The organism is Lysinibacillus sp. NPDC059133 (assembly GCF_042755925.1).
Taxonomy (GTDB): domain Bacteria; phylum Bacillota; class Bacilli; order Bacillales_A; family Planococcaceae; genus Lysinibacillus.
Genome location: NZ_JBHZDH010000036.1, coordinates 40,081 through 53,494 on the forward strand (window position 1 = coordinate 40,081; position 13,414 = coordinate 53,494).

14 protein-coding genes are annotated in these 13,414 nt (G+C 37.5%); 9 read left to right on the forward strand and 5 right to left on the reverse strand.

All coding sequences use genetic code 11. The annotated features are described in order from the left end of the window. Positions 1-222: 222 nt before the first annotated feature. Positions 223-645 carry a DUF3995 domain-containing protein gene (locus tag ACFXN8_RS17590; protein WP_386846887.1) on the forward strand — a complete coding sequence of 141 codons (423 nt, stop codon included), beginning with the start codon at positions 223-225 and terminating at the stop codon, positions 643-645. Positions 646-1,076: 431 nt separating this feature from the next. On the opposite strand, the gene ACFXN8_RS17595 is transcribed toward ACFXN8_RS17590, so the two are convergent. From ACFXN8_RS17595 to ACFXN8_RS17605, 3 genes are read right to left on the reverse strand one after another with little or no spacing between them, the layout of a single operon-like run. Beyond that, positions 1,077-1,484: an EVE domain-containing protein gene (locus tag ACFXN8_RS17595; RefSeq protein WP_376074814.1), complete on the reverse strand. Its 408-nt coding sequence runs from the start codon at positions 1,482-1,484 to the stop codon at positions 1,077-1,079. Continuing rightward, positions 1,477-1,959, reverse strand: coding sequence for a MarR family winged helix-turn-helix transcriptional regulator (locus ACFXN8_RS17600; protein WP_376074813.1), 483 nt, complete (start codon positions 1,957-1,959; stop codon positions 1,477-1,479). Before ACFXN8_RS17600 ends, ACFXN8_RS17595 begins: the two co-directional genes overlap by 8 nt. After that, positions 1,956-2,369, reverse strand: a complete 414-nt coding sequence (locus ACFXN8_RS17605) for an SRPBCC family protein (protein WP_376074812.1) — start codon at positions 2,367-2,369, stop codon at positions 1,956-1,958. Before ACFXN8_RS17605 ends, ACFXN8_RS17600 begins: the two co-directional genes overlap by 4 nt. Before the next feature lie 242 nt (positions 2,370-2,611). Between ACFXN8_RS17605 and ACFXN8_RS17610 the strand changes: the two genes are divergently transcribed. From ACFXN8_RS17610 to ACFXN8_RS17625, 4 genes are all read left to right on the forward strand, one after another. Continuing rightward, positions 2,612-3,223, forward strand: coding sequence for a histidine phosphatase family protein (locus ACFXN8_RS17610; protein WP_386846890.1), 612 nt, complete (start codon positions 2,612-2,614; stop codon positions 3,221-3,223). 90 nt (positions 3,224-3,313) lie between these two features. Further along, positions 3,314-4,150: a D-alanyl-D-alanine carboxypeptidase family protein gene (locus ACFXN8_RS17615; protein WP_386846892.1), complete on the forward strand. Its 837-nt coding sequence runs from the start codon at positions 3,314-3,316 to the stop codon at positions 4,148-4,150. Between the two features lie 181 nt (positions 4,151-4,331). Continuing rightward, complete coding sequence (locus ACFXN8_RS17620) at positions 4,332-4,499, forward strand: hypothetical protein (RefSeq protein ID WP_386846894.1); 168 nt, start codon at positions 4,332-4,334, stop codon at positions 4,497-4,499. A 193-nt stretch (positions 4,500-4,692) separates the two neighbouring features. After that, entirely contained in the window at positions 4,693-5,958 is a 1,266-nt protein-coding gene (locus tag ACFXN8_RS17625) for a polysaccharide deacetylase family protein (RefSeq protein ID WP_386846896.1), read from the forward strand. A 63-nt stretch (positions 5,959-6,021) separates the two neighbouring features. Here ACFXN8_RS17625 and gltS read toward each other — a convergent pair whose 3' ends face one another. Together gltS and hutG are read right to left on the reverse strand one after the other, a co-directional pair. Next, positions 6,022-7,206, reverse strand: a complete 1,185-nt coding sequence (gene gltS / locus ACFXN8_RS17630; RefSeq protein WP_386846898.1) for a sodium/glutamate symporter — start codon at positions 7,204-7,206, stop codon at positions 6,022-6,024. Beyond that, entirely contained in the window at positions 7,203-8,168 is a 966-nt protein-coding gene (hutG, locus tag ACFXN8_RS17635; RefSeq protein WP_386846900.1) for a formimidoylglutamase, read from the reverse strand. The genes gltS and hutG overlap by 4 nt, the downstream gene beginning before the upstream one ends. Positions 8,169-8,308: 140 nt before the next feature. Here hutG and ACFXN8_RS17640 point away from each other — a divergent pair, with 140 nt between their 5' ends. From ACFXN8_RS17640 to ACFXN8_RS17655, 4 genes are all read left to right on the forward strand, one after another. Continuing rightward, on the forward strand, positions 8,309-9,196 hold the full coding sequence (locus ACFXN8_RS17640) for a LysR family transcriptional regulator (protein WP_386846902.1): 888 nt from the start codon (positions 8,309-8,311) through the stop codon (positions 9,194-9,196). A gap of 500 nt (positions 9,197-9,696) precedes the next feature. Then, positions 9,697-10,932, forward strand: a complete 1,236-nt coding sequence (locus ACFXN8_RS17645) for an acyl-CoA dehydrogenase family protein (RefSeq protein WP_376074805.1) — start codon at positions 9,697-9,699, stop codon at positions 10,930-10,932. After that, positions 10,929-11,705, forward strand: coding sequence for an SDR family oxidoreductase (locus ACFXN8_RS17650; RefSeq protein ID WP_386846904.1), 777 nt, complete (start codon positions 10,929-10,931; stop codon positions 11,703-11,705). Before ACFXN8_RS17645 ends, ACFXN8_RS17650 begins: the two co-directional genes overlap by 4 nt. A gap of 503 nt (positions 11,706-12,208) precedes the next feature. Next, complete coding sequence (locus ACFXN8_RS17655; RefSeq protein ID WP_376074803.1) at positions 12,209-13,252, forward strand: phosphotransferase family protein; 1,044 nt, start codon at positions 12,209-12,211, stop codon at positions 13,250-13,252. The last annotated feature ends 162 nt before the right edge of the window (positions 13,253-13,414 follow it).

Genomic DNA, 13,414 nt, shown 5'->3' on the forward strand with positions numbered 1-13,414 from the left:
CATCCGCTGAAATAGAGGAATTCATGCTAGGAACTTCACATTTCGTGAAAACGTTTGATGTGCAAGCGCTAAGCCAAATACGGACGCAATCATGCTGCCGAAACATAATTGATTAAACGATTATAAATGTCCCTAATATGGTTATAGAACCTGAAGGGACAAATTTAATCCCATAACATACGATATCGTATGTTATGGGGAAACGACATTGGAGGAAACTATATGAAATTAATTTTACCATTAGTAGCTGTGGGGTTTTTGTGTTTTATCAGTTTTTTGCATATGTATTGGGCTTTTGGAGGTCGATGGGGTTCTGCTGCTGTAATCCCAGTAAGAGAGGGAGAGCATAAACCTGCGTTTACTCCGAAGAAATGGGGCACATTATGCGTAGCCATTCTTATTCTGGTTGCTAGTATCATAATCGTTGTTCAAGGTGATTATTTGCAGAGCTTCCAAGCAAATAGCCTATCTAAAATCGGAAGTATTGTCTGTGCTATCGTTTTTATTATTCGGGCGATTGGTGATTTTAATTATGTTGGATTTTTTAAAAAAATAAAACATTCACAGTTTGCTAAATACGATACTTGGATCTACAGTCCATTATGTTTGTTCGTTGGATTTGTCTATACCATACTATTGTTTTAAAATGAGTGACAACTAGGGAGAATTTATAGGAGGAAACAATAATGGATCAAACGATTTCCTTACTTCATCATGGTGATACGGAATACAATACACAAGGACGATACCAAGTCGAGCTCGATTCTTTAGTACATTATGTTTTATATAGACTATAATGACAGCAGTAGTTAACGTTTTCTACGTTAGCTTACTGTTCTTTTTTTGTTAAATACTATATAGGGTGTGATTTTTATAGTTCTTATAGTTTTTAATGAATCGGAGAGAAAAATGAAGGTAATAGAGATTGGATCAGCCGGGGGCAAAAGATATATACTACTAAATCGAGAGGGAGGACCAGTTATACCAGCCATGAAATATCTAAAACTTGAAACAAAAAGAAGTAAAAAAGTTAAAAAGAGGCATATCAGCAAATTACTGATAGACCTCTCTGAATTTTATGATTTCATCATACCAGCTAAAATATCAAATAATTCTTTTGATATTTCAAAGTGTCCGAATCGTAGTCTTGAGCGATATTCCTGCCATAAGGGTTCTTTTGAAATCAATGATAACGGAACGGGTACTATATGTTCGAGGTAGCTCACATTTTTCCTGTAGGGCATGAATCCAGGATATAATTCTACTTGATAAGCAACTCCACTTAATACTTTCCCAATTGCCGTAAATTTTTGACAAGGGACTTTTGTTTCTAGGGTTTCTTTAGGACTATAGTAAATAATCCAATCTCCTTCTTTCATTCTATTTAAAGGAGCATTTTTACCATGACATAATTGACAAAAGCCTTCTTTAACCCCATATTTCACATGATTTTCTGATGCTATACCAATCCAATATTTAATCATAATTTTTTTCTCCAGCTGAACTAAAATCAAAGTTTGATAATGTAAGTAATTTTTCCTTAAAGAAAGCTTCCTCACCATTTAGAGAAGAAAAAAAGATATTGTCGATTCTTTCAACTAATGGAATAGCAATTTCTAATTTATTTTGCCCTTTTTCAGTAAGGGAAATTGTATTTGCTCTAGGATCTTTTTTAGAGATATTTCTTACTACCAATTCACTGTTTTCCAGTTTTTTTATAATACTTGAAACAGTCATTACATCCATATCAGCAGCTTTGGCAATTAAAGCCTGGTTAATATCTTCATTCCTCTGTGCTAGATATGCTAAAGTTGTTAATACAACGAATTGAGGATGAGTAAGAGCAACCTCTTTCAATTGTTTTTTTATTTCCCTATGCCAAATATTGTACGATCTAATGAATAGAAAACCAATAGATGCTGAAGAATCGTCTTTGAATTTTGAAGGAAATTTGGTCATTTTTCAACCAATTTCTTTATTGAAATTATACTCATAGGTACGTCTCTAAACACCTGGTTTAAGAAGTTAATATTTTCTTCTGTAGTTTTAGCATTTTTCAATTCAACTGTATGTTTAATAATACTTTGATCAACACCTTCGATAATTTTATGATCAAAATAGAGGTCTCCTAATCCTGGGATTGAAGTTTTATCACAAAAACATTTATTTTCTTCAACACTTACCAATTCAAATACAATTGGTGGTTGGCCTTCAAGCTCCATTGTTCCAGTGCTTCCCTTTACGAATTCACCATTTAGTGAAATATCTTTCAAGTCTGCTTCCCACTTAAACCATTCATTTACATTTGCGTATAATGGCCAAATTTTGTCTGGTGTAGTATTAACTCCTAGTTCAAAACTAAATTTCATAAACTAATCCCTGCTTTCTTTTGTAAGTAAACTTATTATAAGTTTACTTACAATAAATATCAACAATAATTTCTTCATCTAAAGAACATCGTTATCTGGAATTTTTGCCCTATCCAGCCTGAATCATGTTTAATTAAGTAGAGGAAGCTAAAAAGTCTTGATAAAACACTTATTCTTTGATTTTTTCTATGTATCTTATAATATTAATTATAGCAAGGGGGAAATTATAGGGGGAAACAATATTGAACCAAACGATTTACTTACTCCGTCATGGGGAAACTGAATTTAATACACAAGGACGGTACCAAGGAGAGCTCGATTCTCCATTAACAGAATTGGGTGTACATCAAGTACAACAAAACGCTCAAATGCTAAAAAGTTTAATTGGAAATCCTAATGAATGGAAAATTGTGTCGAGTCCATTAGGAAGAGCCATGCAAAGCACGGAAATAATTTGTGAAACAATTAGATATGATTTGAAGAATGTTGAAAAAGATAATCGTTTAACCGAGGTTGCAGTGGGACAGTGGGCTGGGTTAACAACGAAAGAAATTGAAAGTTATTGGCCCAATCTTTTTCATAATACAGACGTGTATAACTGGTATTTTAATGCGCCGAATGGAGAAGCGTATGACTCGGTAGTGAACAGACTGAGTGCTTGGCTAGAAGACATTCAACATATACCGAAAGTGATTGCTATTTCACATGGTTTAACAGGTCGTATTTTACGAGGAATTTATTCGGATTTAAAAAAGGAAGATGCACTGAAGCTAGAAGTATCTCAGGATGTATTTTTTAAATTAGCGGATAACACCATCACAAGAATATGTTCAGATTTTGATGATTTTTATTAGTGACAAACAAACCTTAAGAATTTCTTCATAAATTTCCTACAGGAATATTCATAAATGCCTCCTATTATAATGTGTGGGAGGCGTTTTTTTATGAAGAAATTTGTCGTATTTTGTATTATATGTGCGGCAGCATTCTATTTTTATTATACAAATAACAGAACGGAGCAAACGGAATTAGAGCTACCTTCGTTGCATAGTAAAAATGCATTGTTGCTGAATGAAAAAGGAGATGTATTATTCGAAAAAAATGCAGATGACATTATCTATCCTGCATCATTAACGAAAATTATGACAGCGATTGTTGCCATTGAAACGACTACTGATCTGCAGAAGCAAACAATCGTTGAACCACAAACGATTTCTAAATTTACTGCTCAAAATGCTTCTATGGCTGGCTTTAAGGCAGGAGATTTTGTAACGATAGAGGATTTATTATATGGTACATTGCTTGCCTCTGGGGCGGATGCTACAGGAACACTTGCAAATGCGATTGCAGGTAGTGAAGAATCATTTGTGACATTAATGAATAATAAAGCGCATGAATTAGGGTTGAATGATACTCATTTTGTGAATGCCAGCGGATTACATGATCCTGCTCATGTCTCCAGTGTACGTGATATTAGTAAGCTGTTTCGTTATGCTATTGAAAATCCTACCTTTTATCAAATTTTGACTTCAAAAAGCTATAGTACTCATGTACCTAATGAATTAACGATAACAAGCTCACTTTTAACGAAAATACCAGATGGAGAAGGTGCAATATTGGGAGGGAAAACCGGCTATACACCTGAAGCGGGTCTTTGCTTAGCCTCTATAATCGAAAAAGATGGTAAACAATATATCTTTGTGACGACTAATGCGGCTGGGCAGGCCTGGACACCACCACTCCATATTGAAGACGCTCTGACAGCGTACGATTCGCTGTAGGGAAAAATATGAAAAAATAACAACTTTTTAATCGTTTCAACCGTCATATTTATAGGGTGCACTGAACAAGTACCTGAAAAGAAGGCGTCTTGGGAGCCTTTGACTAATGAAAGTTGGCAAAATAGCTAACGCGGTATTCATACTTGGGGATACGATCGATCATTGTCATTAAAGAGGGGAGGTGTTACGTGTCGTTTATAAAAATGACAATGAAGCATTAAAATGGTATTCATCATCTACTTCGAGGAATAAAGCACTTGTTTATAATGCAAAGATGGGCGGAATTTTAGTTCCAATTGCCAAGAGATACGGTTTTGAGATAGACAGGAAATTTTTTAAATTACCATAAATGCTATTGATTACCGAAATGGTTAAAACGTATACCATGGTAATAAGTTGATTGTAGTGGAGGCTGAAAAACTAGTTGATTCCTACTATTTCCTGGCACAATCTATTAATCTATAATTAGAGTCGAATTCTATACTTTAATAGAAAAAGCACATGAGAAAAGACATCTATGATGAAAAGGGCGGTGTAGAACAATGAAAAAACTTTTATCCTTTGCAATTATTTTGACATTTTTAATTAGTTTTGTGTTTGTAGATAATGAATCTGCTAACGCTGAAGGTACATCCGTTATTCAATCAGTCGTTAAAGACGCAGCAGTTTATGTAGAACCTTCCGTAGAAAGTACCGAAATCGGTCAAATAACGAAAGGTAGTTATGTAACAGCTATACCTGTAAATAAGAAATGGACTCGAATTAAAGTGCAACAGCTAGAGGGATATGTAGAAACAGCAGTATTAGTGAGCATTACATCTGAAAAATATTTAGTAACGCAAAAAGGTGGAACAACTTTATTTACATATCCTAGTCCAAATGCACAAAAAGCGGGACTGCTTAATGAAAACAGTATTATCTTTGTATATGGATCAGCACCTGGAGGTTGGTCATTTGTCCAATATGGTCATCAAACAGGCTATGTTGCAACAAATTCTTTAAAGAAACCTGTCGCGACAAAAAAACGAGTAAATGCTGCTAATGGCGCTGTGCTTCGTTTAACAGCTAGCCCAAGTGGCGAGGTTCTTGGTACGATTGCCAATAAAACAGTCGTTCAACAATATACAACGCTAGTTGGCTGGGCCTATGTAGAAGCTGGGGAACAAAAGGGCTATGTGAAAGCCTCAGAGTTGGTGAATTTTCAAATACCTGGTAACAAAGTATACAATAAAGGTGTACCAGTAGCGAAAGGGGAAAAGAAACGTGTGGCTTTAACATTCGATGATGGGCCAGACGCAAAAGTTACCCCGCAAATTTTAGCGACTTTAAAGAAATATGATGCTAAGGCAACATTTTTTATGGTTGGGCCAAATGCCTCTAAAAATTCAGCAGTCGTAAAGAAAGTTTATGAGGCTGGCCATGAAATAGGCAATCATACATGGAACCATTCAAAGTTAACAGGCTTATCGACAGCAAATGTTAAACAAGAGGTTGATCGAACTAGCAATGCTATTTATGCAGCCATCGGTCAATATCCAACGGTTTTCCGTCCACCATATGGTGCAACGAATGATAAAGTTCGTTCTGTCATTACGATGCCTTCTATTCTATGGTCGATCGATACATTAGATTGGAAGCATCGCAATGCTGATAAAATATTAGCGTATGTGAAAGCCTCAGTGAAAGATGGCAGCATTATTTTAATGCATGATATTCATCAAACAACAGCAAATGGTTTGGAAAATGTAATTCTTTACTTGCAAAAGCAAGGCTACGAATTTGTAACTGTTAGTGAAATATTACAATAATCTATAAGCGAATGGAATAAGGCCGTGCAACTGTCAATCCAGACAATTGCACGGCCTTATTGATTATTTAAATAGATTAATAGTCGTAATAATAATTGGAATACCGAATACGTCGATTAAAAACGCTCCTACAATTGGTACGACAAGAAATGCTTTTTTCGATGGACCGAAGCGTTGGACAACTGCTGACATATTAGCCATTGCATTTGGCGTTGCCCCTAAACCATGTCCAGCAAAACCGGCAACCATCACCGCCGCATCGTAATTTTTTCCAAGAATCTTAAACAATACAAAGATACTAAATAAGACAATGAAGAATACTTGTGCGAAAACAATGATGAATAGTGGAAGTGCTAAATCAGCAATTTCCCATAATTTAATACTCATGAGCGCCATTGAAAGGAAGACACCTAATGTCACATCGCCGATTAAAGAAATACTTTTCATGTTAATCGCTTCAGGTTTTACTTTATCCATAATATTGCGCACTAGTACAGCTACAAACATTGAACCAACATAGCCAGGTAGTACGAAACCTGTAGCTTCTGAGAATAGTGTTCCAACATATGTACCTACAGCCATACAGAACGTAATTAATAATACTTGTGTAAAGAATGAATCGGATGTAATTTGCTCATTTTTATTTTCAAAATCAATTTCTTCCGTTTCTTGTTCATTTGGCGTTAAATTATATTTACCAACTAAGTACTTTACAATCGGACCACCGATTAAGCCACCAGCCACTAAACCACATGTAGCCGCAGCCGCACCGATTGTCATGGCTGATGAAATACCTAAGTCTTCTAATGTTTGTCCAAATGCTGCAGCGGCACCATGGCCACCTTCCATAGAAACAGCACCAGCCATCATACCGATTAATGGATGAATCCCCATTAGTGATGCAAGAGATACACCAATAACATTTTGCATTAATGCTAGGAAACCACAAGCCAACCAATAAATAATTAATAATTTTCCACCAAGCTTCACAAGTTTAAAGCTTGCTCCTAAACCAATTGTTGTGAAGAAAGTAATCATAAATAAGCTTTGTAATGACGTATCAAGCGAAATTTCTAATACGCCAGTTGTCTTTAGAATAGTGGCTAATGCGGCGAATAGTAAGCCACCAACAACAGGTGCTGGTATACAAAAACGCTTTAAAAAACCGACTTTATCGATGAGCCAGCCGCCCAATGCGAATAGTGCAACTGCTAGAAATACTGTTGTAATTTGATTAATTTCGATCATGTACCTTGTCTCCTAAGTAAGTGATTTAGTGCTTCATAAACAAAATAAGCACCTAGTTTAACTGTGTGCCCATTCTCATCCAGTGAAGGATTTACCTCACAAATATCAAAAGAATGTGTATTTGGATGTGAAGTTACTTGTTGAAGTATCATGCGTACAATTTTTGGATCTAGTCCAAACGGTGATGGAGCACTAACACCCGGTGCAAATGCAGCATTTAATACATCCATACAGAGCGTTAAGAGAATATAATCATGATTATCCATATATTGCTGAAGATCCTGCATGATTTGCGCATTATTTTCTGGCGTCATATTTTCTTCTAACACATAATTCACATGCAACTCATCGGCTTTATCAAATAATTCTTTTGTATTGCCATAACGTTGTATGCCTAAAACAAAGTAATCGGCATGTGGATCCTGTGCTAAAATCTGACGGAACATTGTGCCAGACGATGGTTGCTCATCGAATGGTCTTAAATCGAAATGAGCGTCGATATTGACGATCCCGATTTTTGCATCTTTAGGTAACGCTGCACGAACGCCTAAATAATGTCCGTATAGTGTTTCATGTCCACCGCCAAGCACGACACATTGTATTTTTTTATTTAGCAATGTTTTGACAATTTCACCGAGCTCACGCTGTGCTTCTTCTAAAGCGTGGTTAAGACAAAGAACGTTACCAACATCTATAATTTGCTGTTCGTCATTAAATGTCCAAGGTAAGCTAGATAATGATTCACGCAAAGCATTAGGTGCACTTGCTGCCCCTACACGCCCCTGATTACGCCGTACACCTTCATCACATATAAAGCCCACAATTCCGGCATGCTGATGATCTGAAGCGCTTACATCATTAATAGGAATTCTTTTCACTTTTTGATGTAAACGAAAATTACTCGTATTAGTAGTTGAATCTATACGACCTTTCCATTGTTTTTGATCTGTCATTGAATACATATCAGTGTCAACTCCGTTTCCAATATTATTGTATTGAAAATATTGTTATGAATAAATTATATATTCGCATAATTATAATAGCTAATATATAATTATTATTAATCTATAGCTTTTAACTATAAATGAGGAGAGATGTTGTTGTGGATATTAAACAATTGCAATATTTTATAGCAGTTGCGGGGCATATGAATTTCTCAAAGGCAGCTGAAAAACTACATATTTCTCAGCCTTCTCTAAGTAATGCTATTAAAAAATTAGAGCAAGAAATTGGTTCACCTTTACTTGAAAGGAATACAAGAAATCTTCAATTAACAGAAGCAGGCGAGCTTTTATATGAACGAGCAAACGTTATATTGAAAAACATGGAAGTTTTAAAAATAGAAATGGATGAGGTAATTGTACGTGGCACAAGTGAAATAACGATAGGCGTGATGGAATCGATTAAGCATTGGCTCCCAAAAGTCATTGCAGAGTATAAAAAAGAATATCCAGAAATGATGATTCATCTAGTAGATATTTTAGGGAGTAAACGTGTTGAAAAATCGCTTAAAAGCTATAAAACACATTTAATTATTACAAATCAAATAATGGTTGATGAAGAGCTCGAAGTTAACTGCTTATATGAAGAGCGACTTGTAGCCGTTTTACCATTAAATCACCCATTAGCGAAGAAAGAGAAGCTGACGATCGCAGATTTAAGTGAAGAGCATTTTATTATTAGTACAGAAGGCTTTCAAACGAGACATGACATTTTAGATGCATTTGAAAAGGCTGACCAAAACATTAATATCCAATTCGAAATTGAACGTTTTGAGACGGCTGTGTCTCTCGTTCGTGAAAATTTAGGGATTACCATTCTACCTGAAAATTATTTAAAAGGTCCTACATCTAAAACGATTGTCCAAAAAGGAATAGATTGTCCCAATTTACGACGAAATGTGTATGTGGTGTATTTAAAAAACCGTCATTTACCTTTGGCTATTCGTCAATTGCTTACTGATATAATAAATATAGGCAAAACGCTTTAGAATATTAAAGATTGATTTGGTTGAGAAGAGTAACTTCTTTGAATGAGAAGTTACTCTTTTTTATCCTACTTTTTGTTTCACTTACCAATTTTAAAAAGAAGAGGCTCATCGGACGCCCCTAGGAAGCTCTGCTCAGCGCGAAAGCGAAGCGGCAGCTACAAAGCGCCCAGCCGGAACGGAAATCAACCCCACGCTATGGTGATGGGCTAAAGAAGTAAAAAACAGGCGACTATGAACATTAAAATTTTTTATCAAAAGAAGCTATTTTGATTTGATGACACATAATATGGCAAAATAATTTTTCGAATTGAGCTTTATTATTGTAATGATATTTTCTATCTGCTCAAAACACTGTCTTAAGTATGAATTTTCTCTATAATTCAAATTTTTGTTTAATAGACATTGATTTACAAGAAATATAGCGGTAACATTTAATGTAAGAATAAAAATGAATATTCATTCATTTGCCATTTTGATGTTCAAACAAAGGGGGTTTTTTTATGAACTTTTCTTATAGCGAAAAAGTAGTAGAACTGCAAGAGAAGCTGACAAATTTTATGGAGCAATACATTTATCCTAACGAGGCAGTGTTTGCTGCACAGGTAGAGGCAATGGAGGATCGTTGGGGAGCGATTCCACCAATTATGGAGGAATTAAAGCAAAAAGCAAAAGAAGCGGGTTTATGGAATTTATTTTTGCCAGATAGTGAATACGGTGCAGGTTTAACGAATTTAGAATATGCTCCTTTATGTGAAATAATGGGACGCTCTTTACTGGCTCCTGAAGTGTTTAATTGCAATGCGCCAGATACAGGAAATATGGAAGTGCTTGTGCGTTACGGCTCAGAACAGCAGAAAAAACAGTGGCTGGAGCCGTTATTACGTGGAGAAATACGTTCTTGCTTTGCAATGACTGAGCCTGCAGTTGCGTCTAGTGATGCAACAAATATCGAGGCAAGTATTGAACGTGATGGTGATTATTATATTTTAAATGGACATAAGTGGTGGACAACGGGAGCTGGAGATCCTCGCTGTAAAATCGCTATTTTTATGGGGAAACATAAAGATACTACAGCACCTATCCATGAGCAACAGTCGATGATTTTAGTGCCGATGGATACGCCTGGAGTAAAAATAGAGCGTATGCTAACTGCATTTGGCTATGATCACGCACCTGAAGGACACGGTGAGGTGACGTTTACGAATGTTCGAGTACCTGTGGAAAATATATTGTGGGGAGAAGGAAAAGGCTTTGCGATTGCCCAAGGTCGTTTAGGGCCAGGTCGTATCCATCATTGTATGCGTCTGATTGGAGCCGCTGAACGTGCATTAGAGGAAATGTGTGTGCGTGTAAGTGAGCGACACGCTTTCCATCGACCACTCGCAGACCAAGGTGTGATGCGTGAGCGTATTGCGGAATCCCGTATTGATATTGAGCAGGCAAGGCTGTTAACGCTTAAGGCAGCCTATATGATGGACACAGTAGGGAATAAAGAGGCGAAAGCAGAAATCGCCATGATTAAAGTAGTGGCGCCGAATATGGCATTAAGAGTGATTGACCGAGCGATTCAAGCATTCGGTGCTGCTGGAGTAGGACCTGATACGACGCTTGCAGCACAATGGGCAAATTCCCGCACATTACGACTAGCAGATGGACCGGATGAAGTGCATCGTAATACAGTTGCCAAGCTGGAGCTAAAGAAGCATGCCAAAAAACAAGAGGAGCTGGTTAAATGACGGTATTAGACTTATTTAGCTTAAAGGGGAAAACGGCCATCGTAACAGGGGGAGGACGCGGTCTTGGCGCTCAAATCGCACAAGGCTTTGCCGAAGCAGGTGCCAACGTTGTACTTTGTTCAAGAAAGGTTGAGGCATGCGAAGAGGTAGCGGAAGAATTAGCTGATTTAGGTGTCCAAACATTAGCTCTTACTTGTGATGTGACAAAGCCAGAGGATATCGCGAATGTAGTGTCAAAAACGCTTGAAACATTCGGCCAAATTGATATTTTAGTCAATAACAGTGGGGCGTCATGGGGTACTCCTGCTGTTGAAATGCCATATGAGGCTTGGCAAAAAGTTTTCGATGTTAACGTCAATGGTACATTTTTAATGACGCAAGCTGTTGGCAAAATAATGCTAGAACAAAAGAGTGGGAAAATTATCAATATCGCTTCGGTTGCAGGGCTTGGTGGTACATTACCTGAATTCATGGATACAATTGGCTATAACGCAAGTAAAGGTGCGGTCATTACGCTTACGAAAGATTTAGCCGTAAAATGGGGACCATATGGCGTCAATGTGAATGCCATTGCCCCAGGATTTTTCCCAACCAAAATGTCAAAAGTCTTAATCGAGCGCGGACAAGATTACTTAATGGGCGCGACGCCGTTAAAACGTTTAGGAACTGAAAATGACCTAAAAGGCGTTGCATTATTTTTAGCCGCAGCTGCCTCAGATTATATTACGGGGGATGTCATAGTTGTAGATGGCGGTATGAGCTCAATCATTTAACTTATTTCAGCAATTATTTTCTGTAGCGAAAGCGAAGCGGCAGCTACAGAAGTCTTTCACCTCTATAGGTGGTGAGATGAATGCCGATTTAAGTTACTTTTCAGTGGGTGACCAAACACCTGCTGAAATAGAGGAACTGAGTCTAAGAACGCCACGTCCTGTGGCAACGACTGAGTGACCAACATCGTGCTGCTGACGCTGCGTTAGCACTACGCTTTCGCGCAAAAAACATCTGTTGGCCTAAAGCCTCCGGCGGATGTCACGGAAATCGGACAGGAGTTCTTAGAGGATGTTAGCCTAAAATCATCGCATCCATGCGATAACGGCTAACTGACCTGCATCGGTAAAAACGCCACGTCCTGTGGCATTACCGAAATGACCGACATCGTGTCGGCCCTCATGCAGGCCTAAGCACAAAGCCGATTCCGGACGCATTGTTTATCTGTGCGAAAGCGAAGCGACAGCAACAATTATGCCGAGGCATAATTGATAGGAGGGGTACAATGGATACGATACAAGTAAGGGCAAGTGAACGTATTGATGAAGTGAAATTACATTCATTTTTAAAGAGTCAATTTCCGGAATTACCAGAGGGGAAGCTAGAAATTTCACAGTTTAGTGCTGGACATTCAAATCTAACTTATTGCTTAAAAGTAGGTGAATTTGAAGTGGTTCTTCGTCGACCTCCACATGGACCAGTCGCCAAAAAAGCGCATGATATGAAGCGTGAGTTTACGATTATATCTGCATTACATCCATTTTTATCTGCTGTACCACAACCTTATGTGTACGTTGACGATCGAGATATTATCGGCAGTGATTTCTTCCTAATGGAACGCAAAAAGGGTATTGTACTTGACACTCATTTTCCAGCTGGCACTGAAAATACGGAGGAGTTAGGACGTCTCATTTCGGAAAAGATGGTTGATTCACTTGTAGCTCTTCATGCAATACCATATAAGGAAACGCAACTAAAGGATATGGTGAAGCCAGAAGGATTTATGGAACGGCAAGTATATGGATGGATTGAACGCTATGACAAAGCAAAAACAGCAGAGCATGCTGAAGTAGCAGCGTTGACAAAATGGTTAAAGGATCATGTACCTTCTGAACATGAAGCAACCATTATTCATTATGATTACAAGCTTAATAACGCTATGTTTTCAAGTGATTATACTGAAATGATTGGGCTTTTTGATTTGGAGATGACAACTGTAGGGGACCCATTAGCGGATTTAGGGGTAGCCATGAGCTATTGGATGCATGCAGATGACCCAAAAATGCTGCTATATGCATTTGGAGAACCACCAATAACGACTTTACCAGGGTTTTATACACGTCAGGAATTCATTAACCGATATGCAGAGAAAAGCGGACGAGATGTTTCGGCCATCGATTATTATATTACATTTGCCTATTTTAAATTAGCTGTAATTTGTCAGCAAATCTATTGTCGATACGTCAACGGCCAAACAAAAGACGATCGTTTTGCACAAATGGATAAAATGGTAGCTGCATTAATTCATCAAGCTTCCAAGGCGCTATAACTTTAAAAAAATAACGGTTGCTATTTCAGCTTGTCGACAAAAGAATAAATATAAATAATTTGTATCAAAAAGCAAAGGTTGATTTTCACTCCGAGTTGGCGCTTTCCACGGGCTTGGCTTCAACTTCTTTCAGAGGGTGTCCAAACACCTGCTGAAAGAAGT

Coding starts and splice junctions, on each gene's coding strand:
- ACFXN8_RS17590 (WP_386846887.1), top strand. CDS start 223: ATGAAATTAATTTTACCATTAGTAGCTGTGGGGTTTTTGTGTTTTATC.
- ACFXN8_RS17595 (WP_376074814.1), bottom strand. CDS start 1,484: ATGATTAAATATTGGATTGGTATAGCATCAGAAAATCATGTGAAATAT.
- ACFXN8_RS17600 (WP_376074813.1), bottom strand. CDS start 1,959: ATGACCAAATTTCCTTCAAAATTCAAAGACGATTCTTCAGCATCTATT.
- ACFXN8_RS17605 (WP_376074812.1), bottom strand. CDS start 2,369: ATGAAATTTAGTTTTGAACTAGGAGTTAATACTACACCAGACAAAATT.
- ACFXN8_RS17615 (WP_386846892.1), top strand. CDS start 3,314: ATGAAGAAATTTGTCGTATTTTGTATTATATGTGCGGCAGCATTCTAT.
- ACFXN8_RS17625 (WP_386846896.1), top strand. CDS start 4,693: ATGAAAAAACTTTTATCCTTTGCAATTATTTTGACATTTTTAATTAGT.
- gltS (WP_386846898.1), bottom strand. CDS start 7,206: ATGATCGAAATTAATCAAATTACAACAGTATTTCTAGCAGTTGCACTA.
- hutG (WP_386846900.1), bottom strand. CDS start 8,168: ATGTATTCAATGACAGATCAAAAACAATGGAAAGGTCGTATAGATTCA.
- ACFXN8_RS17645 (WP_376074805.1), top strand. CDS start 9,697: ATGAACTTTTCTTATAGCGAAAAAGTAGTAGAACTGCAAGAGAAGCTG.
- ACFXN8_RS17650 (WP_386846904.1), top strand. CDS start 10,929: ATGACGGTATTAGACTTATTTAGCTTAAAGGGGAAAACGGCCATCGTA.
- ACFXN8_RS17655 (WP_376074803.1), top strand. CDS start 12,209: ATGGATACGATACAAGTAAGGGCAAGTGAACGTATTGATGAAGTGAAA.